The 22,794-nt window shown below is 75.3% G+C and carries 20 protein-coding genes and 1 pseudogene; 14 read left to right on the forward strand and 7 right to left on the reverse strand.

The annotated features are described in order from the left end of the window. Nucleotides 1-51 precede the first annotated feature (51 nt). Entirely contained in the window at nucleotides 52-759 is a 708-nt protein-coding gene (locus tag ACQPX6_RS13800; protein WP_433787885.1) for a DUF998 domain-containing protein, read from the forward strand. After that, complete coding sequence (locus ACQPX6_RS13805; protein WP_433787886.1) at nucleotides 756-1,559, forward strand: alpha/beta fold hydrolase; 804 nt, start codon at nucleotides 756-758, stop codon at nucleotides 1,557-1,559. Before ACQPX6_RS13800 ends, ACQPX6_RS13805 begins: the two co-directional genes overlap by 4 nt. A gap of 3 nt (nucleotides 1,560-1,562) precedes the next feature. Here the strand turns inward: ACQPX6_RS13805 and ACQPX6_RS13810 are convergent, their stop codons facing one another. Together ACQPX6_RS13810 and ACQPX6_RS13815 are read right to left on the reverse strand one after the other, a co-directional pair. Beyond that, nucleotides 1,563-2,204, reverse strand: a complete 642-nt coding sequence (locus tag ACQPX6_RS13810) for a UdgX family uracil-DNA binding protein (protein WP_433787887.1) — start codon at nucleotides 2,202-2,204, stop codon at nucleotides 1,563-1,565. A gap of 19 nt (nucleotides 2,205-2,223) precedes the next feature. After that, complete coding sequence (locus ACQPX6_RS13815; RefSeq protein WP_433787888.1) at nucleotides 2,224-2,661, reverse strand: VOC family protein; 438 nt, start codon at nucleotides 2,659-2,661, stop codon at nucleotides 2,224-2,226. 186 nt (nucleotides 2,662-2,847) lie between these two features. Here ACQPX6_RS13815 and ACQPX6_RS13820 point away from each other — a divergent pair, with 186 nt between their 5' ends. From ACQPX6_RS13820 to ACQPX6_RS13830, 3 genes are read left to right on the forward strand one after another with little or no spacing between them, the layout of a single operon-like run. Further along, a complete protein-coding gene (locus ACQPX6_RS13820; RefSeq protein ID WP_433787889.1) occupies nucleotides 2,848-4,098 on the forward strand; it encodes a GAF domain-containing protein in 1,251 nt (416 codons plus the stop codon). Nucleotides 4,099-4,149: 51 nt separating this feature from the next. Beyond that, nucleotides 4,150-5,205 carry a 2,3-butanediol dehydrogenase gene (locus ACQPX6_RS13825; protein WP_433787890.1) on the forward strand — a complete coding sequence of 352 codons (1,056 nt, stop codon included), beginning with the start codon at nucleotides 4,150-4,152 and terminating at the stop codon, nucleotides 5,203-5,205. Next, on the forward strand, nucleotides 5,202-5,984 hold the full coding sequence (locus ACQPX6_RS13830; protein ID WP_433787891.1) for an acetoin reductase: 783 nt from the start codon (nucleotides 5,202-5,204) through the stop codon (nucleotides 5,982-5,984). Before ACQPX6_RS13825 ends, ACQPX6_RS13830 begins: the two co-directional genes overlap by 4 nt. Nucleotides 5,985-5,994: 10 nt before the next feature. Here ACQPX6_RS13830 and ACQPX6_RS13835 read toward each other — a convergent pair whose 3' ends face one another. After that, nucleotides 5,995-6,402, reverse strand: coding sequence for a hypothetical protein (locus tag ACQPX6_RS13835; RefSeq protein WP_433787892.1), 408 nt, complete (start codon nucleotides 6,400-6,402; stop codon nucleotides 5,995-5,997). Nucleotides 6,403-6,965: 563 nt separating this feature from the next. Here ACQPX6_RS13835 and ACQPX6_RS13840 point away from each other — a divergent pair. Further along, complete coding sequence (locus tag ACQPX6_RS13840) at nucleotides 6,966-7,259, forward strand: hypothetical protein (RefSeq protein ID WP_433787893.1); 294 nt, start codon at nucleotides 6,966-6,968, stop codon at nucleotides 7,257-7,259. 100 nt (nucleotides 7,260-7,359) lie between these two features. Further along, nucleotides 7,360-9,273 (forward strand): ATP-dependent Clp protease ATP-binding subunit, encoded by a 1,914-nt coding sequence (locus tag ACQPX6_RS13845; protein ID WP_433787894.1) that lies wholly within the window; start codon nucleotides 7,360-7,362, stop codon nucleotides 9,271-9,273. A gap of 64 nt (nucleotides 9,274-9,337) precedes the next feature. Here ACQPX6_RS13845 and glmS read toward each other — a convergent pair whose 3' ends face one another. Both glmS and ACQPX6_RS13855 read right to left on the reverse strand, forming a co-directional pair. Next, nucleotides 9,338-11,149, reverse strand: coding sequence for a glutamine--fructose-6-phosphate transaminase (isomerizing) (gene glmS / locus ACQPX6_RS13850; protein WP_433787895.1), 1,812 nt, complete (start codon nucleotides 11,147-11,149; stop codon nucleotides 9,338-9,340). 12 nt (nucleotides 11,150-11,161) lie between these two features. Continuing rightward, on the reverse strand, nucleotides 11,162-11,422 hold the full coding sequence (locus tag ACQPX6_RS13855; RefSeq protein ID WP_433787896.1) for a hypothetical protein: 261 nt from the start codon (nucleotides 11,420-11,422) through the stop codon (nucleotides 11,162-11,164). A 441-nt stretch (nucleotides 11,423-11,863) separates the two neighbouring features. Here ACQPX6_RS13855 and ACQPX6_RS13860 point away from each other — a divergent pair. The 3 genes and pseudogenes from ACQPX6_RS13860 to ACQPX6_RS13870 all read left to right on the forward strand — a co-directional run. Further along, nucleotides 11,864-13,140 (forward strand): IS3 family transposase gene (locus ACQPX6_RS13860; protein WP_433782182.1). Its coding sequence is split into 2 segments (ribosomal slippage): nucleotides 11,864-12,152 and nucleotides 12,152-13,140, totalling 1,278 coding nucleotides; the frame shifts between segments, so codons are not numbered across the junction. A gap of 207 nt (nucleotides 13,141-13,347) precedes the next feature. Continuing rightward, nucleotides 13,348-13,632, forward strand: coding sequence for an IS110 family transposase (locus ACQPX6_RS13865; protein ID WP_433787897.1), 285 nt, complete (start codon nucleotides 13,348-13,350; stop codon nucleotides 13,630-13,632). Nucleotides 13,633-13,866: 234 nt separating this feature from the next. After that, nucleotides 13,867-14,242: pseudogene (locus ACQPX6_RS13870) on the forward strand (transposase); the annotation flags it as partial. Nucleotides 14,243-14,430: 188 nt separating this feature from the next. Here the strand turns inward: ACQPX6_RS13870 and ACQPX6_RS13875 are convergent. Together ACQPX6_RS13875 and ACQPX6_RS13880 are read right to left on the reverse strand one after the other, a co-directional pair. Further along, nucleotides 14,431-15,267 carry an ABC transporter permease gene (locus ACQPX6_RS13875; protein WP_433787898.1) on the reverse strand — a complete coding sequence of 279 codons (837 nt, stop codon included), beginning with the start codon at nucleotides 15,265-15,267 and terminating at the stop codon, nucleotides 14,431-14,433. Then, nucleotides 15,264-18,164: an alpha/beta fold hydrolase gene (locus ACQPX6_RS13880; protein ID WP_433787899.1), complete on the reverse strand. Its 2,901-nt coding sequence runs from the start codon at nucleotides 18,162-18,164 to the stop codon at nucleotides 15,264-15,266. Before ACQPX6_RS13880 ends, ACQPX6_RS13875 begins: the two co-directional genes overlap by 4 nt. A 260-nt stretch (nucleotides 18,165-18,424) precedes the next feature. Between ACQPX6_RS13880 and ACQPX6_RS13885 the strand changes: the two genes are divergently transcribed. From ACQPX6_RS13885 to ACQPX6_RS13900, 4 genes are all read left to right on the forward strand, one after another. After that, nucleotides 18,425-19,519, forward strand: coding sequence for a TerC family protein (locus ACQPX6_RS13885; protein WP_433787900.1), 1,095 nt, complete (start codon nucleotides 18,425-18,427; stop codon nucleotides 19,517-19,519). Between the two features lie 105 nt (nucleotides 19,520-19,624). Beyond that, nucleotides 19,625-20,740, forward strand: coding sequence for a hypothetical protein (locus tag ACQPX6_RS13890; protein ID WP_433787901.1), 1,116 nt, complete (start codon nucleotides 19,625-19,627; stop codon nucleotides 20,738-20,740). Continuing rightward, on the forward strand, nucleotides 20,737-21,723 hold the full coding sequence (locus ACQPX6_RS13895) for an ABC transporter ATP-binding protein (protein ID WP_433787902.1): 987 nt from the start codon (nucleotides 20,737-20,739) through the stop codon (nucleotides 21,721-21,723). Before ACQPX6_RS13890 ends, ACQPX6_RS13895 begins: the two co-directional genes overlap by 4 nt. Beyond that, a complete protein-coding gene (locus ACQPX6_RS13900; RefSeq protein WP_433787903.1) occupies nucleotides 21,720-22,760 on the forward strand; it encodes an ABC transporter permease in 1,041 nt (346 codons plus the stop codon). The genes ACQPX6_RS13895 and ACQPX6_RS13900 overlap by 4 nt, the downstream gene beginning before the upstream one ends. The last annotated feature ends 34 nt before the right edge of the window (nucleotides 22,761-22,794 follow it).

Here is a 22,794-nt window from a genome sequence, read left to right on the forward strand (position 1 = left end):
GCCGGGTCCGTCCACCGATCCGGGCGCCTGCTCGCCCATTAGGGTGGTGGAGTGCGGGGCGGTGCTGCTCGGAGCGCGACGGTCGCGGACCGGCTGGTCGGCTGGGCCACGGTGGTGGCCGGCGTCGTGTACTCCGCGTTCCTCGTGACCCCGCTGCTCGGGACACGGCTCGATCCCGGCCGCTCGTTCGTCAGCGAGCTCGCCGCGCTCGACCAGCCGCACAACCTCGCGTTCCGCGTCGTCGACGCGGTCGTCGGGCTGGTCGTGGTCGCCGCCGCGCTGCACCTGGTCCGGGGCCCGGGCGTGCGGGTGGTGCGGTGGGCCGGCGCCGCGCTCGGGCTCTTCGGGGTGGCGACGCTGCTCGACGTGGCCGCGCCGATGGCCTGCGCCCCCTCCGCGGACCCGGTCTGTGCCGCCGCCGAGGCCTCGCGGACGGCGCTCGCGTTCGGGGTGCACGAGGTGGCCAGCGTCGCGGCCAACGGTGCCGCGATCGTCGCCGCGGTGCTGCTCGCGGTGGCCCGGTCCCGCGGGCGGACGGCCGACCAGCCGGCGTCGCCGCTGGAGGGCGCGATGCTGGTCGGGCTCCCGCTGGTGGCGGTGCCCGGGCTGCTGGTGGTGCTCGAGGAGACGGTGGGCCTGGGGCTCGACGGGGTCGTCGGCTACGTCCAGCGGGTGCAGGTGCTGGCGCTCTCGGGTGTGCTGGTGACCATCGGGCTCGTCGTGCTGCGCGGCTCGCGGTGGGTCCGGCGGCGGGCGTGAGGGCGCGGACCGTGGTGCTGGTCCCCGGGCTGGGATCGACGCCGGGGGAGTGGGACGCCGTCGTCGCCGCGCTGCCCCCGGATGTCCCCGTGGTCGTCGTCGATCCGGCCGATGCACCACGGCTGCGCTCGCGGGCCGACTGGTCCCCCGAGGCCGTCGCCGCCCGCCTCGCCGCCCGGGTGGCCGCCGCGGCCCGGCCGCTGCTGCTCGTCGGCCACTCGTCCGGTGGGCTGCACGTGCAGGCCCTGCTCCACACCGACGGCGGGCACGACAGCGCGGGCGCCGTGCTGGTGGACGCGTCCCACGAGGAGGCGGTCCGGCTCGCGCCCGCCCTGCTCAGCGACGTGGGACGGGCCGCCGCCGAGCTGGTGCTGGCCACCGGGGTCACGACGCTCGCCGGCCCCTGGCTCCGCGCGCTCGGGGTGCGGGCGGCGTCGGTGCGGCGGCGCGACCGGATGGCGCCGGCGGCGGTGCGCGCGGTCTACGCCTCTCGGGCGTGGGCGTCGTCCACGCTCGACGCGTGGTTCGGCCACGGACCGCTGCAGGCCGGGGTGCTGGCGTGGCAGCGGGAGCGTGGCGCGCCGGGGGTCCCGGTCCGGCTGCTCGTCGGGGCCGCGGGGATTGGGCGCGGCCGGGCCGGTTGGATCGCGCTGCAGCGGGACCTCGCCCGCCGGCTCGGCGCGCCGGAGCCGACGCTGCTCGACGACGCCGGGCACCTGGTGACCGTCGACCGCCCGGACGCGATCGCCGACGCCGTGCGGGCGCTGCTCGGCGTCGACGAGACCCCTGCTGCGCGCTGAGCGTCAGCCCGCCAGCAGCTCGCCGGCCCGGCGGAGGTCGGCGACGAAGCCCGCGAACATCTCGTCGCGGTCCTGCCCGCGGGCGGGGTCGGCGCGCAGGATCGCCGACGGGTGGATCGTCGGCACCAGCGTCAGGTCGTTCCACGGCCGCGGCTCGCCCCGCTCGCTGGTGATGCGGAACTTCGCGCCCAGCAGCGCCTTGCCCGCCGTGGCGCCGAGGGTCACCAGCACCTGGGGCTTCACCAGCGCCAGCTCGGCGTCCAGCCACGGCCGGCAGGCCTTGATGTGGCCCGCCTTCGGCGTCTCGTGGATGCGCCGCTTGCCCTGGTAGCGGAAGTTGAAGTGCTTCACCGCGTTGGTCACGTAGGCGTCGTCGCGGGCCACACCGGCCTCGTCGAGGGCCTCGTCGAGCAGCCTCCCCGCCGGGCCGACGAACGGCGCCCCCTGGCGGTCCTCCTGGTCGCCGGGCTGCTCGCCGACCATCACCATGCGAGCCTCCCGCGGGCCCGTCCCGAACACGGTCTGGGTGGTGTCCTGGTAGAGCTCGCAGCGCGTGCACCCCGCGGCCTGCGCCGCCAGGGCGTCGAGGTCGGGTGGCAACGCGGCGTCGGCGGTGTCGCCGAAGAGGTCGAGCGGCTCGGTCACCGGGCGGGGGTGCCCGTCCTCAGTCCAGGCAGAACTCGTTGCCCTCGGGGTCGGCCAGGATGATGTGGCCGGCGGCGAGCGGGGGCTCGGGCTCGTGCCGCTCGAGGCGCGTGGCGCCGCGGCCGACGAGCCGCGCGGCCTCCGCCTCCAGCGCCGCCATGCGCTCCTCGCCCTGGAGGCCGGGGGCCGCCCGCACGTCGAGGTGCACCCGGTTCTTGACCTGCTTGCCCTCCGGCACCCGCTGGAAGAACACCCGCGGCCCGGAACCGTCGGGGTCGTTCACCGCCGAGGCGTCGTTGTGGCGCTCGGGCGGGACGCCGAACGCCTCGAGGGCCTCCGGCCACGAGGCGAAGCCCTCCGGCGGTTCCTGGACGCGGTAGCCCAGGACCTCGGCCCAGAAGGCCGCCAACGCGGCGGGATCGGCGCAGTCGAGGGTGATCTGGACGTCGCGGCTCACGGTCGCCTCGTTCCGTTCGGTGGCGGGGGTCTGTGCGGGGCCAACCTCTCACCGACGCCGGACAGGTCCGGTCCGCCACTCCGGGGTCCGGGTTCGGGACGGGTCGCTCGCTGTCTGGGAGGGGTCCCGAGCGCGGGTTATGCTCCCGGTCACCAGGGGCGGTCCGCGTGGCCGGAGGTGCATGTGGTGGACGACGGCGTCTGCGCGGTGACACGCAGCACCGACCTCCGCCGGCACGCCCGCCTGCTGCACCAGGCCCACGACGAGCGCCTGGCGGGCAGCCGCCCGACCACGGCGCTGCGGCGGGTGGTCAGCCGGTCCTGGGACCGGGTGCTGTCCTACGGCGTCGCCCCGGACGGGCGGGCGCTCGACGACCCGGCGGCGCCCGAGGTCGTGGAGCGTCGGCGCGCCGAGTCGCCGATCGCGGGCGTCCTGCCCCAGCTGCGGGCGAGCCTCACGGCCGTCGCCGAGGACGCCGAGCACATCATGGTGATCACCGCGGCCGACGGGTTCGTGCTCTGGCGCGAGGGGGCGGTCCGGGTCGGGCGCCTCGCCGACAGCCTCGGCTTCCTGCCCGGTGCGGACTGGACCGAGGCCGCGGTCGGCACCAACGCCATCGGCACCGCGCTGGCCGAGCACGCGTCGGTGCAGCTCTTCTCCGCCGAGCACTTCGTCCGCGCCCAGCACCCCTGGACCTGCACGGCGAGCCCCATCCACGACCCGCGCACCGGCGAGATGCTGGGCGTCGTCGACCTGTCCGGCCCCGCGCCCACCGTCCACCCGACCACCGTCGCCCTCGTCCACACCGCGGTGCGCCTGGCCGAGACCGGGCTCTGGGCCGCGCACGAGACCCGCCTCGACGGGCTGCGCGCGGTGGCCGCGCCGCTGCTCGCACGCGAGTCGGCGCCCGCGCTGGTGGTCGACGACCACGGCTGGGTCGCGGCGTCCACGGGGCTGGCGCCGCGCGACCGCGTCGGGGTGCCGCGGGCCGGCGAGGCGCTCCTGGTGCACGGGCTCGGCGCCTGCCTGCCGGAGCGCGTCCCGGGCGGCTGGCTGCTGCGGCCGTCGACCGCGACGGGGCCGGGCGCGACGCGGCTGCGACTGGACCTCGACGCGGACCCGCCGGGCGCCGTCGTCGAGGGCCGCGAGGAGTGGCGCCACGCTCTCGGGCGTCGCCACCTGCAGATCCTGGCGCTGCTCATGCGCGCCGGCGGCGAGGGCCTGGACGCCGCGGCGATCAGCCGCGCGCTCTACGACGACGCCGACCACCTCGTCACCGTGCGCGCCGAGCTCTCCCGGCTGCGCCGCGTGCTCGGCGGGCTGATCGCGGCCCGCCCGTACCGGATCGCGCCCGGGGTCGCGGTGGTCCCGCCGTCGGCGCAGGACACCGCGCGGCTGTTCGGGGCGGCTGCAACACCGCTGCAACCCTGGTCGTGACCCGGGTCACCCCCGTGGGATGAGGGGCGACCCCACCCCGGAGGAGGAACCGTGAAGGCTGCTCGCTACCACGGGCGCGGCGACATCCGCGTGGAGGAGATGCCCGACCCCCACGTCGGCCCCGGGCAGGTGCAGGTGGCCGTCGAGTGGTGCGGGATCTGCGGCACCGACCTGCACGAGTACCTCGACGGGCCGATCTTCGCCCCGACGCCGGAGGCACCGCACCCCCTGACGGGCGGGGCGGTGCCGATCACGCTGGGCCACGAGTTCGCCGGCGTCGTCGCCGAGGTCGGCGAGGGCGTCACCGGGCTGTCCGAGGGCGACCGGGTGGTCGTCGAGCCCTACGACGTGTGCGGGTCGTGCGTGGCGTGCCGGTCCGGGCGCTACAACGTGTGCCGCTCGCTCGGCTTCATCGGTCTGGACGGCGACCAGGGTGGCTTCGCCGAGCGGGCCGTCGTCGACCGGCGCTGGGTGCACCCGATCGGCGACCTGACCACCCAGCAGGACGCCCTCGTCGAGCCCCTGGCCGTCGGTTACCACGCCACCAAGCTCTCGGGCCTCGAGGCGGGGCAGACGGCCGTGGTGTTCGGGGCCGGACCCATCGGGCTGGTCACCGCGGCGGCCCTGCGCGCGGTCGGGGCCGGGCAGGTCGTCGTCGTCGAGCCCGCCGACGCCCGCAAGGCCAAGGCGCCGGGCGCGGGCGCGGACGTCGTGCTCGACCCGACCGAGGAGGACGTCCCGGAGCGCGTCCGCGAGCTCACCGGGGGCGCGGGCGCCGACGTCACCTTCGAGTGCGCGGGGCTCGACCCCGTGCTCGCCCAGGCCGTCGCCTCCACCCGCCCCGGCGGGACCTGCGTCAACGTCTCGATCTGGGGCCACCCGGCCACCTTCGACGTCAACTCGCTGGTGCTCTCCGAGATCCGGCTCATCGGCTCGCTGGCCTACGCCGGCCGCCACCCCGAGGTGATCGACCTCGTGCGCGACGGCGTCGTGGACGTCGACCAGTTCATCACCGGTCGCATCGCCCTCGACGACATCGTCGACGAGGGCTTCCGCGAGCTCATCGACCACAAGGAGACCAACGTGAAGATCCTGGTGCACCCGTGACCGCCGCCGGCACGCGCGTCGCCGTCGTCACCGGCGCCGGGCGGGGGATCGGCGCCGCCATCGCCCGCCGGCTCGCGTCCGACGGGCTGGCCGTGATGGTGTCCGACATCGACGCCGCCACCGCGCAGGAGGTCGCGCGGGAGATCACCGACGCCGGCGGTCAGGCCGACGCGACGGCCACCGACGTCGCCGACCGCGACGCCTGCCTGGCGCTGGTCGCCGCAACGCGGGAGCGGTTCGGGTCGATCGACGTGATGGTGGCGAACGCGGGGATCGCGCAGGTGAAGACGCTGCGCGAGGTGACGCCCGAGGACCTCCGGACGATGCTCGGCATCAACGTCGGCGGGGTCCTGTGGTGCCTGCAGGCCGCGGCCGAAGCGATGATCGAGCAGGGTCACGGCGGCAAGATCATCAATGCGGCGTCGATCGCCGGGCACCAGGGCTTCGACCACCTCGGCCACTACTCGGCGTCGAAGTTCGCCGTCCGCGCGCTGACCCAGGCCGCGGCCAAGGAGCTGGCGTCGCACCAGATCACCGTCAACGCCTACTGCCCGGGGATCGTCGGCACCACGATGTGGGACGAGATCGACCAGGGCCTCGGCGGCTACCTCGGCACCGGCAAGGGCGAGGCGCTGGCGCAGTACTCGCAGCTCATCGCGCTGGGCCGGGTGCAGACGCCCGAGGACGTCGCGTCGTTCGTCTCGTACCTGGCGAGCCGTGACGCCGACTACATGACCGGGCAGGCGGTGATGATCGACGGCGGCATCGTGATGGTGTGACCGGCCGCCCTCACGGCTCCAGGTACACGCGGGTCACGGTGCTGTCCTGGGTGTTGGTCACCCAGAGTTCCTCGCCCACGACCTGCATCGCCCCGACGCTCGCCCCCACGCTGGTGATCGGGTCACCGGACGGGGCGCGCGTGCCGAGGTCGATCCGGCGGACCTCGTCGGTCTGCGGGTACGCCGCCCAGCCGGTGCCGTCCTGGGCGTCGAACCAGGACGCCCGGCCGAGCGCGATCGGCTCGCCGACCACCCACGACGCGGAGTCGAGGGGCAGCACGTCGAAGCGGGCGCGGTCGGAGGGTGCGTTGAGGTCCCCGGTGCCGACGTAGAGCGTGCCGCCGTCGGCGTCCACGCCGCCGAGGTCGGAGGAGAACGTGATGGCGGCGCCCATCGACGCCCCGTTCCGGTCGAGCACCGAGATGCCTGCGGTCGCCGGTGTTGGCGACGTAGAGGCGGTGGTTCTCGTAGACCACCGACACCGGCGCGCGGCCGACCGGGAGGGGTGGACCCGGCGCGACCGCCTGGCTCGCCGTGTCCACGCGCGTCACGATGTTGCCGTCGCTGTGGCTGATCCACAGGAAGCCGTCACCGGCGGCGATGCCCGACACCGCCGCCGGCTGGTTCAGGTAGATGGTGGTCAGGGCGCCGGTCGCGACGGCCCCCCTCGCCTTGTCCGGTGACATGCTGTCACCGACGTCGGAGCGACGAATGGGCTGGACGGGTCAGTACGGCCTCCGGTGTTCGCCGGCTGCTCACTCGCCGTCCCTGTCTCCACCCAGGACGTGCGGCCGGCCCGCGTGCGGGCGCCGACGTGGTGGGGGTAACATCATCGTCATGCTTCGCCGGGAGGTAGTACTCCGGCGCGTCGGGTGAGCCAGGTCCCCGGCGCGCCCCTTCTGCTCGTCCCCGTCGCCGGGGGCTGAGCCCCGAGGCCTGGCTCGGATCCCCGTTCGCACGGATCCCCCAGGAGCACCCGCCGTGACCACACTCGAGCCGGCCCCCACCACGTACACCCCCGCCCCGCGGCGTGCCTCGCGGCTGCCGCGGCCCTTCACGATCCTCACCACCGGCGGGATGACGGGGGTCATGGACCTCGCGTCGGCGCTGTGCTCGTTCGGCTACCGCGTCCCCGACTTCTCGGTCGACGTCCACGAGGGCGTGAGCTGCTCGTGCATCCAGTGCACGGTCGCGCTGACCACCGCCGAGTGCGCCGAGTTCGCCGACCGCGTCCGCACGCTGCCCGGCGTCCTCTCCGTCGAGCCCTCCTGCTAGTCGGTCGCGCCAAGGAGATGCGCCCGCCAGCGCTCCTCCGTCGCGCTGTCCCGCGATCTCCGACGCGCTCCGGTGGTCACCGCGCGAGCATGATGGGGTCGTGAGCGACGACGCCCGCCGCGGCGACCAGGACCGGTCCGGGGAGTGGTCCAACCCCCTCGAGGACCTGATCGGTCGCCTCGTCGAGGGGTTCGGCGATCTCGGACGCCCGGACGAGGGCCCGCCGCCGCCGCGGGGCCGGCGCGAGGACACCCGCACGCCGGTGCTCGACCGGTTCGGGCGCGACCTCACCGCCGCCGCCCGCGCCGGGCGCCTCGACCCCGTCGTCGGCCGGGAGCGCGAGGTCGCGGCGGTCCTGGAGATCCTCGGGCGGCGGACCAAGAACAACCCCGTGCTCGTCGGGGACCCGGGCGTCGGCAAGACCGCGATCGTCGAGGGCATCGCGTCGCGGATCGCGGCGGGCACGGTGCCCGGGACGCCCGGGCGGCGGGTCGTCGCGCTCGACCTCGCCGGGCTGGTCGCCGGCACCAAGTACCGCGGCGAGTTCGAGGAGCGGCTGCGGCGCCTCGTCGACGAGGTCACGGCCACCGACCGCGGCGTCGTGCTCTTCCTCGACGAGCTGCACACCGTCGTCGGGGCGGGTGCGGGCGTCGAGGGGACGATGGACGCCGCCGACATCCTCAAGCCGGCGCTCGCCCGCGGGGAGCTGCAGGTCGTGGGCGCGACGACCCTCGACGAGTACCGCCGCCACGTGGAGTCCGACCCCGCGCTCGAGCGGCGCTTCGCCCCGATCACCGTCGACGAGCCGACCGTCGAGCAGACCGTCGGCATCCTCGAGGGCCTGCGGGGGCGCTACGAGGAGCACCACGGCGTGCGCCTGCCCGACGACACCCGCCGGGCCGCCGTCGAGCTCACCGCGCGCCACGTCCGCGACCGCTTCCTGCCCGACAAGGCGATCGACGCGATGGACACCGCCGCCGCCCGCGTGCGCCTGCGCCGCGCCGAGGACCCGGGCGCGTCGGCCACGGTGACCGTCGCCGACGTCGCACAGGTGGTCGCCGACCGCACCGGCCTGCCCGTCGCCCACCTCACGGACTCCGAGCGCACCCGCCTCCTGGGGCTCGCCGAGCACCTGCGCCGGCGCGTCGTGGGCCAGGACCACGCGCTGGAGGCCGTCACCGACGCCGTGCTCGCCGGGCGCGCGGGGATGGGCCAGCCCGGGCGCCCGGTGGCGTCGTTCCTGTTCGCGGGCCCGACCGGGGTCGGCAAGACCGAGCTCGCCCGCGCGCTCGCGGAGGCGCTGCACGGGTCCGACGAGCGGCTCGTGCGCCTCGACCTCGGCGAGTTCCGCGAGGCGCACACCGTCAGCCGCCTCACCGGCGCGCCGCCCGGGTACGTGGGCCACGACCGCCCGGGCGAGCTGACCGAGGCGATCCGGCGGACGCCGTCGTGCGTGGTGCTGCTCGACGAGATCGAGAAGGCGCACCCCGACGTGCTCGCCCTGCTGCTCGGGGTGCTGGACGCGGGGCGGCTGACCGACGGGCGCGGGCGCACCGTCTCGTTCGCCGACGCCGTCGTGATCATGACGAGCAACCTCGGGGCGTCGGCGCTGACCGAGGGCCGGGAGGTCGACGAGGCCCGCGGCGCCGTGGTCTCGGCGCTGGCGCGGGCCCTGCGCCCGGAGTTCCTGGGCCGGGTCGACGAGGTCGTGCTGTTCACCCCGCTCGGCCCCGAGGAGCGCCGCGCGGTGGTGGAGCTGTTCCTCGACGGGACGCGCGAGCGCCTCGCCGCCCAGGAGGTCGGGCTCACCGTGACGCCCGCGGCGGTCGACGCGCTCGTGACGCGCGGGCACGACCCGGCCCTGGGGGCGCGCCCGATGCGCCGGGTGGTGACCCGCGAGGTCGACCGGGCCCTGTCGCGGCGCATCGTCGCGGGCGCCCTGCGTCCCGGCGGGCACGCGACCGTCGACGCCCCGGACCCGGAAGCCCCGCTGACGATCGAGGTCACGGGCTGAGTGCCAGCGTGGCGGCCACGCTGGCGTTCAAGGCCAGGAAAGGCCCCACGATCACCCCGGGGCTCTACTCCACGGTGACGCTCTTGGCGAGGTTGCGCGGCTTGTCGATGTCGCGTCCGAGCACCGCGGCGCAGTGGTACGCCAGCTGCTGCAGGGGGATACCGAGCAGGATCGGGTCGAGCTCGGGCTCCAGCCGCGGCACGTGCAGCACGGCGTCGGCCAGGCCGTCCGGGAGATCCGCGTTGGTCACCGCGATCACCGGGCCGCCGCGGGCCTTGATCTGCTCGATCGTGCTGGTGTTCTTGCCGACCAGCTCGTCGTCGGGCACGACCACCACGCACGGCATCGACGGGTCGACCAGGGCGAGCGGCCCGTGCTTGAGCTCCGCCGCCGCGTACGCCTCGGCGTGGATGTAGGAGATCTCCTTGAGCTTCTGCGCGCCCTCCCGCGCGACCGCGGCGCCGCGCACCCGGCCCAGGAAGAACATCGACCGCGCGTCGGCGTAGCGCCGCGCCACCTCGGCGACCTCCTCGGACGGCGCCAGCGCCGCCTCCACCGCGTCCGGGAGCCGCCGCAGCCCCTCGACGAGCCGGGCGCCGTGCGCCGCGGACAGGTCGCGCACCCTCCCGAGTAGCAGGGCGAGCAGCGTGAACGACGTCGCCATCGAGCTGAACGCCTTCGTCGAGGCGACCGACACCTCGGGGCCGGCGTGCAGGAACATGCCGGCGCCGCACTGGCGCGCGATCGCCGAGCCGATGACGTTGACGACGCCGACGACCCGCCCGCCCTTGCGCTGGAGCTCCTCGACGGCGGCGAGCGTGTCGATGGTCTCGCCGGACTGGCTGACCGCCACGTACAGGGTCTCGGGGTCGACGAGCGGGTTGCGGTAGCGGAACTCGCTGGCCTGCTCGGCGTCCGCCGGGATGCGGGCCAGCTCCTCCACGAGGCCGGCGCCGATCTGCCCGGCGTAGAGCGCCGACCCGCACCCGAGGAACGTGACGCGGCGGATGCCCCGGAGCTCGCGCGGGTCGAGCCGCAGCCCGTCGAGGCGCGCCGTGGCGAACCGGGCGTCGAGCCGTCCGGCCAGCACGCGGCGCAGGGCCGCCGGCTGCTCGTGGATCTCCTTGGACAGGAAGTCGGGGTGGCCGTCCAGCTCGTAGGCGTCGTCGTCCACGTCGACGGTGATCGGCGACGCCAGGCGCGAGCCCTCGTACCCGGCGGCCGTCAGCGTCGCGATCTCGCCGTCGGCGAGGAACACCACCTGGCGGGTGTGGCGCACCAGCGCGGCGACGTCGGAGGCGACGAACATCTCCCCGTCACCGAGCCCAAGGACGATCGGGCTGCCGTTGCGGGCGACGACGAGCTCCTCGGGGCGCCGCGCGTCGAGCACGACCAGCCCGTAGGTGCCCTCGACGACGCGCAGCGCCTCGCGGACGGCCTCCTCGAGCGAGCGCGACCCGTCGTCCAGGGCGCGGGCGATCAGGTGGGGCAGGACCTCGGTGTCGGTGTCCGAGCGCAGCACCACACCGTCGGCGACCAGCTTGGCGCGCAGCTCGTCGGCGTTCTCGAGGATGCCGTTGTGGACGACGGCGATCCGCCCCTCGGCGTCGGTGTGGGGGTGGGCGTTGCGCTCACTCGGCTCGCCGTGCGTGGCCCAGCGGGTGTGGGCGATGCCGGTGCGCCCGGGGGAGTCGTCGTCGCCGATGGCCGCGCGCAGGTCGTCGACCCGGCCCGCCGCCCGGGTGATCCGCAGCGCCTTGCGGTGCGCGACGGCCAGGCCGGCCGAGTCGTAGCCGCGGTACTCGAGGCGCGCGAGGCCCTCGACGAGGATCCTCGTCGCCGGGCGCGGGCCGACGTACCCCACGATGCCGCACATGGGCGCTCTCCTTCATCCGTAGACGATGCGTCGCAGGCGCCGCTCGGTGACGGCGCCCGGTGCGACCGGGCGGTGCGCGAGCTCGTCGGCGATCACCGTCCAGATCTCGGCGTTGCGACGGTCCCGGGCCTGCAGCTCCCGGTGCCGCCGCCGCACGTACTCCTCGGTGGTCTCCGAGCGGTAGTAGGCGACGACGTCGGCCACCACGCGGGCGGCCACGGCACCGGGTAGACCCGTCGACGCGGCGACGTGCCGCACGAGCTCCGGGTCCACGCCTGGAGCGTGCCCGGTCAGGGTCGTCGTGGCCAGGTCCCTGCCCGGTTCCGGGCAGGCGCGGGCGGTGAACGTGGTCGGCGGCGGGGATCCACCAGCCGCGGGCGCTCGAACGACCGGCGCACCGGCAGCCCGGCCGGGCGCAGCAGCCGCTGGACGAGCAGCCAGACGCCGGGCGCCCCGAAGAGCAGCACGAACGACGAGGCCGAGGAGGTCGCCCGGACCCTGCGGCGGCTGGTCCGCGAGGGGTGCCGGTGATCGTGGGGCCTTTGCTGGCGTTGAACGCCAGCGTGGCCCCCACGCTGGCTGTGAGGGTGAGAGCGCCGGTTCGCGGTGTGGTGGGCTGGTGGCGTTGGTGGTGGGCGTGACTCCCACGCTGGATGGCCCTCTGTGAACCGCCCCGGCGTGTCCGGAGACCTGATCGTCTGAGGAGATCTGGTCATGACACGTCGGTCCCAGCCGCCCTATCCGCCGGAGTTGCGGGAGCGGGCGGTGCGCATGGTCGCCGAGGTTCGGGCGGACTACGAGTCGCCGTGGGCGGCGATGAACGCGGTCGCCGAGAAGCTCGGGGTGGGCACCGGGGAGACGGTGCGCAAGTGGGTCCGTCAGGCTGAGATCGACGGTGGTGTGCGCCCAGGCGCGACGAGCGAGGAGTCTGACGAGCTCAAGCGGCTGCGCCGGGAGAACGCCGAGCTCAAGCGGGCCAACGACATCCTGAAGGCGGCCTCGGCTTTCTTCGCGGCCGAGATCGACCGGCCACCGCGACGCTCGTGAAGTTCATTGACGAGCACGCCGCCCGCAGCAGTGCGGGCCGGCGGTGGGGCGTCGAGTCGATCTGCACCGTGCTCGGCGAGCTCGGTGTGTCCATCGCCCCGTCCACCTACTACGAGGCCCGCAAGGCTCTTGCGGCCGAGCCCACCGCCCAGGCATGTCGCGACGAGCAGCTGAGCGTCGAGGTGGCCCGGGTGCACGCCGAGAACTACGGCGTCTATGGCGCCCGCAAGGTCTGGGCCCAGCTCAACCGCGAGGACATCCCGGTCGCCCGCTGCACCGTGGAGCGGCTGATGCGCGCCCAGGGCCTGGCCGGAGTCCGCCGCGGCCGCCGGATCCGCACCACCATCCCCGGCGATCAAGCCCGAGCCCGCGACCTGGTGGGCCGGCGCTTCAACCCGGCCGCACCGGACCGGTTGTGGGTCGCGGACTTCACCTACGTCCCGACCTGGTCCGGGATGGTCTACGTCGCCTTCGTCCTCGACGCCTACTCCCGGCGCATCCTCGGCTGGCGCGCCGCCACCACGATGCGCACCAGCCTCGTGCTCGACGCCCTCGAGCAAGCCGTCTGGACCCGCCGGCAGGAAGGCATCACCGAGCTCGGAGGCCTGGTGCACCACTCCGACGCCGGCTCCCAGTACACCTCGATCGCCTTCACCGAACGCCTCGCCGAGGCCGGTGCCGCACCCTCGGTCGGCTCGGTCGGCGACGCCTACGACAACGCGCTGGCCGAGTCCACCATCGGACTGTTCAAGACCGAGCTGATCAAGCCGCGGGCGCCCTGGCGCACCGTCGAGCAAGTCGAGATCGCCACCCTCGAGTACGTCGACTGGTTCAACCACCGCCGACTACACAGCACCGCCGGCGACATCCCACCCGTCGAGCTCGAGCACGCCCACTACCGTCAACACCACGCCCAACCCGAGCCCGAGCACTCAATCCCATAGCTCTCCGGACACGCCGGGGCGGTTCACTGGGTGCCTTGGGTGTGACTTGTCCGTCTGCTGCCTTCGGCGCCGGCCCGGCCGGGAGCTGCTGGCCTGATCAGGAGCTTGACCGCCAGTAGGCGCTGGCGTGTCCCGTCACAGTCCTGCCGTGCTCTCCAGCCGGACCGGAACCCACGTCCCTCCCGGTCAAGGAGAACGCCGTTGTCCATGCTCGCAGACCTGGTCGACGTCGTCATCGGCGTCGACACCCACAAGCACACCCACACCGCCGCGGTGGTGCTGGCCTCGACCGGCGCGGTGCTGGCCGAGACCACCGTTGCCGCCGACCCGGACGGCTATCAGGAACTCGTCGAACTCGCCGACGCGCACGGCGGACTGCGGGCCTGGGCCCTGGAAGGCTCAGCCAGCTACGGCGCCGGGCTGGCCAACGAGCTCGGCGCCCGCGGGGAGCTGGTCGTCGAGCTTGACCGCCCGGCGCGCCCGCCACGATGAGGTGGGGCGAAGTCCGACCCGATCGACGCGGTCCGCGCCGCCCGCGACGCGTTGGCCCGCGCCCGACTCGCCGCTCCCCGCGGCGGCGCTGAACGCAACGCGCTGCAGATCCTGCTCGCCGCCCGCCGAGCCGCGGTCGCGGCCAGCACCGAGGCCCAGAACCAGCTTCACGCACTGGTCGTCACCGCCCCCGACAGGGTCCGGGCCCGATTCCGCGGGCAGGGCACCCGCACCATGCTCGCCACCGCGCTACGGCTGCGGCCCGCGCACACCGCCAGCCAGGTCGAGGTGTTCACCGCGCTGAGCACACTCAAGGCCATCGCCGGACGCGTGCGCGCTCTCGAGCAGGAAGCCGCCCAGCACGAGCGCGCGATCCGCGCCGTGGTCACTTCCTGGCGGCCTGACCTGCTCGAACTGCCCGGCCTCGGCCCGATCAACGCGGCAACCGTGCTGGCCGCCTGGTCGCACCCCCAACGCTGCCGCAACGACGCCGCCTTCGCCATGCTCGCCGGCGCCGCCCCGATCCCCGCCAGCTCTGGGCAGACCGTGCGCTACCGACTCAACCGCTCCGGCGACCGCCAACTCAACCGCGCACTGCACAACATCGCGCTGTCCCGACAGCGCTACCACCAGCCAACCCGCGACTACATCGACCGCCGCCGAAGCGAAGGCAAGACCGACCGCGAAATCCGACGCTGCCTCAAGCGCTACATCGCCCGACAGCTCTACCGACAGCTCGAAACCCGCCCCCACGACCTTGACGCCCATAGGAGCGTCACACCCCGTGCGCCAGACGGGCTAGGAGGTGATGTCTTTCCGGCGGAACCACCAGATCGCCGTGGCGCCGAAGGCCGTGCACCAGACCAGGCCCGACAGCACCCCGCGGGCGAGGTCGGTGCCGTCGACGTCGAGGGTGAGCAGGTCGGCGAAGGCGAAGACGTCGTGGGTGGGCAGGACGTTGCGCAGGCTCCCGAGCGCGTCGACCGTGTCGAGGATCTGGGACAGGATCGACACCAGGACCGCGCCGCCGACCGCGCCCAGCGGGGCGTCGGTCACCACTGAGAGCAGCGTCGCCACGCCGGCCACCCAGAGCAGGTGGATCGCGAGGTAGGCGACGACGAGGGCGATGCGGACCAGCGCCGTGCCGTAGGGCAGCGACTCGCCGGTGGGGGACAGGTAGTCGCCCGCCCCGTACACCAGCGTCCCCAGGACCAGGGCCACCAGCGGCAGCGCCACGAGCGTCGCCAGCGAGAGCAGCGCGGCCACGATCGTCTTCTGGCGCAGCAGGCGCACGCGCGGCACGGGGATCGCGAGCAGGTAGCGCAGTGACGACCACGACGCCTCGCTGGCCACCGTGTCGCCGAAGAACAGGGCCACGACCACGACGAACAGGAAGCTCGCCGACGCGAAGACCGCGAACACGGTGAAGTTCACGCCGGAGGCCTGGGCGAGGTCGGTGAGGCTCGTGGCCGCGGCGCCCGGGTCGGGGGCGTCGCCCACGGAGAACGCGATCCAGAGGATCACCGGGAGCAGGGCGAACAGCGCGAGCGTCACCTGGGTGCGTCGGCGCCGCCACTGGCGCGCGAGCTCGACGCGCACCGGGAGCGTGCGGGTGTCGTCGACGGGGGTGGTCACGGGCGCGGGGCCTCCTCGCCGATCAGCGCCAGGAAGGCGTCCTCGAGGCGGCGGCGCGGGCCCACCCCGCGCACGTCGTGGCCCGCCTCGACCAGGGTGCGCACCACGTCGGCGCGGTCCGAGCCGTGCAGGTCGACGAGCACGACGTCCGCGTCGCCCGGGTCCGGCTCGACGCCCACGCCGTTGCGCCCGCGCAGCACGGCGACGGCGTCGTCGCGGCGGCCCGGGTCGACGGTGACCGCGACCTGGCCGTTCGCCACCAGCTCGGCGACCTCGCCGGTGGCGACGACCCGCCCGCGGTGCATGACGACCACGTGGTCGCAGGTCTGCTCGACCTCGGCGAGCAGGTGGCTCGACACCAGCACGGTGCGCCCGGTGCCCCGCGCGTAGCCGCGGAGGACTTCGCGCATCGCGTGGATCTGCGGCGGGTCGAGGCCGTTGGTGGGCTCGTCGAGCACGAGCAGGTCGGGCAGCCCGAGCATCGCCTGCGCGATGGCCAGGCGCTGGCGCATGCCCTGGCTGTAGGTGCGCACGGCCCGGTCGACCGCCCCGCCCAGCCCGGCGATCTCCAGCGCCTCGTCGAGGTGCGCCTCGGCGCGCGGGCGCCCGGTGGCCGCCCAGTAGAGCTCGAGGTTGTCCCGCCCGGTCAGGTGCGGCAGAAAGCCCGCGCCTTCGACGAACGCCCCGACGCGGCCGAGCACCGGCGCGCCGGCGACGACCCGGCGCCCGAAGAGCCGCAGCTCGCCGGCGGTCGGGGCGATCAGCCCGAGGAGCATGCGCAGGGTCGTCGTCTTGCCGGCGCCGTTCGGCCCGAGCAGCCCGAGGACCTGGCCGCGCTCGACGATGAACGAGACGTCGTCGACGGCGACGAGCCCGCTCGGCCACGACTTCGACAGCCCGCGGACCACGAGCGGGGTGTCGGCGAGGCCCTCCTCGAGGGCGAGCGCCCCGCCCGGCTCGAGGTCGCGGCGCCGGCGCCGGGCGGCGAGCACCCGCGCGACCAGCCAGGCCACCAGCACCCCGAGCAGCAGCAGTGCCGCGGTGATCAGCGGCGCGAGCGGGACCGAGGTGCCGCTGCGGACGTCGCCGGGCACGGTCGGCACGGACAGTGTCGCGTCCCCGGCCGCCGCGACGCGGTACACGGCCGGCTGCGCCGCCCCGGCGTAGGACTGGTCGGTGGTGCTCACGACCACCTCGAGGCGGTGGCCCGCGGCGAGCGTCGCCACCACCGCGGGCAGGCTCACGGCCACCTCGGCGGGCGCCGCGCCGGTGGCGGGCAGGCGCACCGGCGACACCGCGTTGCCCAGCAGCGTGCGGGTGCCCGGCGCGTCGCCGCCGGAGGCCACGTCGTAGACCTTGGCGAACAGCACCGGCTCGCCCGCGGGACGGCCCGGCACGGCGGACACCGCGAGCCGGACCTGCGGCGCGCCGGCGACCACGGTGCGCGCGGGCAGCGGGTCGGTGGAGAACCGGGCGGCCTGCCCGGGGAGGTCCGCGGCGAGGCGCCCGAGCAGCGCGCTGGCCGCACCCCCGCCGCCACCGCCGCCGGAGCCACCGCCCCCACCGGAGCCGCCGCTGTCGCCGCCGTCGCCGCCGTCCTCGTCCTCGTCGTCGCCCCCGCCGCCGCCCCCGCCCCCGCCGGCGAGCCCGGCCAGGCCGGGCACCGACGAGATGGCCGCGGGCACCCCGCCGGCCGGCGCGAGGACGTCCTGGGCGTCGCCGCGCAGGGGCAGGGCCTGCCGCGGCGCACCCGGCCCGCCGCCGAGGCCGGGGTAGGCGGCGGCGGTGACCGTGCGCTGGGTCGGGGCGCTGCGGGCCTGCACACCCGAAGGGACGACGTAGGTGAACGCGGTGCCCGGGTCGGCGACCGTGCCGGCGAGGTGGTGGTCGAACCAGGCCTGCATGCGCGCGGTGGTGCGCTGGTCGGGCCCGCCGCCGTCGTGACCGCCGGCGAACCAGCTCACCGCGACCGTCCCGCCGCCCGCGGCGATCTGGCGCGCCGTCGCGTCCGCCTGGTCGAGCCCGAAGAGCGTGTCCTGCTCGCCCTGGACCAGCAGCGTCGGCGCGGTGATCCGCCCGGCCACGCTCGCCGGCGAGGCCCGGGACAGGAACGCGGCGAGCTCGGGGGGCTCGCGCCCGGTGGTGACGGCCGCGACGTAGCCCGCGCAGATCTCGGGCAGGAAGCGCCCGCACACCTGCGGGGGCGCCTGCTCCTGACCGGGTGCGGGCCGCGCGCCGCTGCCGAAGAACAGCGCCGACCACGCCCGCTTGAACACCCCGTCGCCCTCGGCGGCGCTGGCGGCCGCGGTGGCGGCGGGGACCGCGCCCGCGCGGTCGGGGAACAGCGCCTGCCCGAGGTCGTTCCAGGTGATGATCGGGATGGTGGCGTCGACGCGGGGGTCGGCACCGGCGAGCAGCAGGGCCAGCGCGCCGCCGTAGGACGCGCCGGTGACACCGACCCGGGGGTCGCCGGGCCCGTCCTGGCGGACCTCGGGGCGGGCGGCGAGCCGGTCGACGAGCTGGCGGGCGTCGGCGACCTCGTACTCGGGGGAGTTGAGGGCGATCTGCCCGGTGCTCTCGCCGAACCCGCGCGCCGACCACGCGAGCGCCACGTAGCCGCGCTCGGCCCACGCGCGCGCCTCGGACGCGACCGACTGCTTGCTGCCGCCGAAGCCGTGCGCGACGAGGACGGCCGGCGCGGGACCCGTGGTGGCGGGGAGCCAGAGCGTCGCGTCGAGGGTCTGGGGCTGGTCGCCGGCGGGGCCGTCGAGGACGTCGATGCGCAGGTCCTCGCTGCGCACGGTGCCGCCCGGGGCGGGCGCGGCGCCGGCCGTCCCGGCACCGAGCACGAGGACGACGAGCACGACCCCGAGGACCCGGAGCGGGCGGCTGATCACCAGCGCACGGTATCCCTCGGCGTCTGAGCCGGTCGTGAGCGACCGAGTCGGGGTGGGACGCGACACGCGGGGTGGGTTCGCCCCCTCGTCACGCAGGTGACATGCTCGGTGGCGGAGGGGAGTATCCCCACGCGTCGGCCTCGTCAGCACGGCACCGGATGTCTCGGTGCCCGGGGCCGCCGGTCGCCCGTCACGGGCGGCGGGAGAGACCTCCGGTGGCTTCGTCTTGGCTGGACGTCCCCGGAGATCGGAGAACCCCGATGAGCGTGCCCTTCTGGGTGTGGGCCCTGACCATCGTCGGGCTGCTGGCCGTCCTGGCCCTGGACCTCGCGATCGTCGGGCGCCGCCCCCACGAGGTGGGCGTCCGCGAGGCCGGCCGCTGGGTCGCGGTGTACGTCGGGCTCGCCGTGCTCTTCGCCGTGGGCCTGTTCCTGCTGGCCGGGCAGGACGTCGCGACGGCGTTCGTCGCCGGGTACGTCACCGAGTACTCGCTCTCGGTCGACAACCTCTTCGTCTTCCTGCTGATCATGGGCGCGTTCGCCGTGCCCAAGGTGCTCCAGCACCGGGTGCTGCTGTTCGGCATCCTCATCGCGCTCGTGCTGCGCGGGGCGTTCATCCTCGCCGGCGCCGCGGTGATCTCCCGCTTCAGCTGGGTGTTCTACCTGTTCGGCGCCTTCCTCGTGATCACCGCGATCAAGGTCGTCACCTCCGGCGGCGAGGACGAGGAGTTCCGCGAGAACGCGGCGCTGCGCCTCGTGCGCCGGGTGCTGCCCGTGACCGACGACTACGTCGGCACGCGGTCGGTGGTGCGCCGGACCGACGCCCGCGGACGCCTGCGGCTGATGGTCACGCCGATGCTCATGGTGATGCTCGCGATCGGCATGACCGACCTGCTGTTCGCGCTGGACTCGATCCCCGCGATCTTCGGCCTGACCCGCGACCCGTACATCGTGTTCACCGCGAACGTCTTCGCGCTCATGGGCCTGCGCCAGCTCTACTTCCTGCTCGGCGGGCTGCTGCAGAAGCTCGTGTACCTCTCCTACGGGCTCGGCGTGATCCTCGCGTTCATCGGGGTCAAGCTCGTGCTCGAGGCCCTGCACACCAACACGCTGCCCTTCCTCCACGGCGGCGAGCCGCTCGACGTCCCGGTGATCGGCATCGAGATCTCGCTGGCGGTCATCGTCGGTGTGCTGCTGATCACCACGGCCGCGAGCATCGTCAAGATCCGCTGGTTCCCCGACCCCGTCGAGACCGCGCCCGCGGCGGCCGACGGGCCCAGCGACGTGCGACGGACGGACGCCGAGGGGCACACCGACGCGGCACCGGAGCCCACGGGGTCCTCGAGGCCCTCCTGACCGCCTCACGACGGGTCCACCGCTCGCGCGGTTCGGTGGCACCCTCGGGGCGGGGATCGCGCGAGGGGAGTCGGGGCGTCGGTGGCGGTGGGGTCGGGCACGACCGTGGGCACGACCCTGGGGAAGGTCGTGCGGTGGGCCGTGGTGGTCCTCGTGGGCGCGCTGATCGTCGGGGTGCCCGCGGCGCTCGCCGCGCGTCCCGGTGAGGCGCAGGCCGACCCCGGTGAACTGCGCGCCCGGATCGCCGCGTCGGTCGACCGCCCGTGGACCGGCTACGCCGAGGCCCGCGCGGGCCTCGACCTGCCCCGCATCCCGGCCCTGAGCGACGTGACGACCCTGCTCTCGGGCGTGACGCGCCTGCGCGGCTGGTACGCCGCGCCGGACCGGGCGCGCACCGACGTGCTCACCGCGGTGGGAGAGCGCGACCGCTACACCACGCCGACGGGCCAGGCGGTCTGGGACTACGGCGCCGAGCTGCTGACGATCGTCGGCGCCGACCCCGTGGTCCGCCTGCCCCGCCCCGACGACCTGCTGCCTCCCGCCCTCGGCCGGCGCCTGCTCGCGGGCACCGCGGCCTCCGACCCCGCCATCGCCCTACCGGCGCGGCGGGTCGCCGGCGTCGACGCGGCCGGGGTGCGGGTCACGGTCGCCGACCCGGGGACCACCGTCGGCGCGCTCGACCTCTGGGCCGACCCGGAGACGGGCCTGCCGGTGGCCGTGGAGGTGCGGGCCCGCGGCGTCGCGGACCCGCTGATCAGCACCGCCTTCGGCGAGCTCGCGCAGGGCCCGCCCGACCCCGCGGCGCTCGTCCCGCAGCGCGGCCCCGGGTCCGGTGTGACGCGCAGCCCGACGTCGGACCTGTTCGGGGCGCTCGGCCGCGGCGACGGCTCCTCGCTGCCCGCCCGCCTCGCGGGGCGCGATCGGGAGCGCCCGCAGCGGCGGTTCCCGGCGCTCGGTCAGTACGGCACGACGCTGGGCCAGCTCGTCGCGGTGCCGCTGCCGGCCGACCTCGCCGGCTCCCTGCTCGACGGGATCGGCCGGGCCGGGGCCGGGCGGACGCTGTCCGTCGCGGGGCAGGGTTCAGCGCTGGAGACGCCGCTGCTGACCCTGGCCGTGGTGCGCAGCGAGGACGGCGCGCGGGCGTGGGTGCTGTCCGGGCTCGTGCCGCCCGCGACGATCGACTCCGGGGCCGCCGACCTCCTCGCCGGGGGGCAGGCGTGACCTCCCTGGTGATCGAGACGCGCCACCTGACCAAGCGCTACGGCGCCCGGGCGGCCGTCGACGACGTCGACCTGCACGTCGCCGAGGGCGCCCGATACGGCTTCCTGGGGCCCAACGGCTCGGGCAAGACGACGATGGTGCGGATGCTGCTCGGGCTCGTCTACGCCACGCGCGGCGAGATCGAGGTGCTCGGGCGCCCGGTGCCCGCGCGGGTGGCCGAGGTGCTCCCGGAGATCGGGGCGATGGTCGAGGGCCCGGCCGCGTACCCGCACCTGTCGGGGCGCACGAACCTCGCCCTGCTCGACGCGTCGGGCCCGCGCCGCGACCGCGACGGGCGGCGTCGCCGCGACCGGATCGCCGACGTCCTCGACCGCGTCGGGCTGGGCGCGGTGGACCGCCGGCCGGTGCGGACGTACTCGCTGGGCATGCGCCAGCGCCTCGGGCTGGCGGGCGCGCTGCTGAACCGGCCGCGCCTGCTGATCCTCGACGAGCCCACCAACGGCCTCGACCCGCACGGCATCCGCGAGGTGCGCGACCTGCTGATCGAGCTCAACGAGGCGGGCACCACGGTCTTCCTCTCGAGCCACCTGCTCGCCGAGATCGAGGCGCTGTGCACCGACGTCGGCGTCGTCGACCGCGGGCGGCTGGTGCTGGAGGACGCGCTCGACGCCGTGCGGGGCCCGACCGGGCGGCTGCTGGTGCGCACGCCCGACCCCGAGGCCGCGGTGCGGGTGCTGGGCCGGGCGGTCGCCGAGCGCGACGGCGACACCCTCGTCGTCGACGCCACACCGGGCGGGCCGCCGGCGCTGGCGCGCCACCTCGTCGAGCACGGCGTCCCGCTCGACGGTCTCGCCGAGCAGCGCCGGAGCCTGGAGGACGTGGTGGTGGCGTTGACGGGGCCTGGGTCGGACACGAAGCGCAGCGGAGCTGGACCATCGAGATCCGACTCGGCACGGACGCCCGCGGGGGGGATCGGCCGGTGATCGGTGTCGAGCTGGTCAAGCTCGTCCGCCGGCCCCGCACGTGGGCCGCGATCGGGCTGCTCTGCCTGCTGCCCGCGGTGGTGGCGGTGTTCCTCGCGACGACGCGCATCTCGCCGCCGCCGGGGCAGGGCGCGGCGTTCCTGTCGGCGGTGCTGCAGTCGGGCTCGCTGTACCCGGCGGCCGCGCTCGCGCTCGTCCTGCCGATCTTCCTGCCGGTGGCGGTCGCGGTGGTCGCGGGCGACGCGGTGGCGGGGGAGTCGTCGCAGGGCACGCTGCGCTACCTGCTCGTGCGGCCCGTGCGGCGGACGTCGCTGCTGGTCGCGAAGCTCGTGGCGGTCGTCGTGTTCGTCGTCGGCGCGGTGCTGTCGGTGGCCGGCACGTCGTACGTGGTCGGGGTGTCGCTGTTCGGGGCGGGCGACCCGGTGGCGGTGGTGCGCGCGCTGCCGGAGGTCACCGGCGACGACGGCGGCGTCGCCGGGACGGGGTCCGCGGGCGGCCAGCAGCCGGCGTCGGGGCCGGGGGGTGGACAGTCCGGGGGCTCGGACGCGGCGGCCGGCGGTGCTGCGGGCGGGCAGTCGGGCGGACAGGTGGGCGCCGACAACGGCGGCGCCTCGGCCGCCGACCCCGAGGCCGCGCGCGAGCGGGCGCAGTCGTCGGTGTCGTCGCTGTCGGGCGAGGCCCTCTCGCCGGCCGACCTCGCGGCGCGCCTGCTCGGCGCGATGGGCTACGTCGTGGTGTCGATGCTGGGCGTCGCGGCGATCGCGCTGTTCCTCTCGACGCTCACCACGTCGTCGCTGGGCGCGACCCTCGGCGCCCTCGCGGCGCTGATCACGAGCCAGGTGCTGGTCAGCCTCGACGCGGCCGCGTCGGTGACGCCGTACCTGCCGACCCGGTACTGGCTGGCGTGGATCGACTTCTTCCGCGACCCGATCTTCCTGCGCGACATCACCGCGGGCCTGTGGCTCCAGGCCGGCTACGTGGTGGTGCTCATGCTCGCGGCGTGGGCAAATTTCACGACGAAGGACGTCACGAGCTAGGTGCGCTCCGCGCACGTGAGCAGAACGTCGTGTT

Origin of the sequence: Actinomycetospora sp. CA-101289 (assembly GCF_050955895.1) — a bacterium.
Lineage (GTDB): Bacteria > Actinomycetota > Actinomycetes > Mycobacteriales > Pseudonocardiaceae > Actinomycetospora.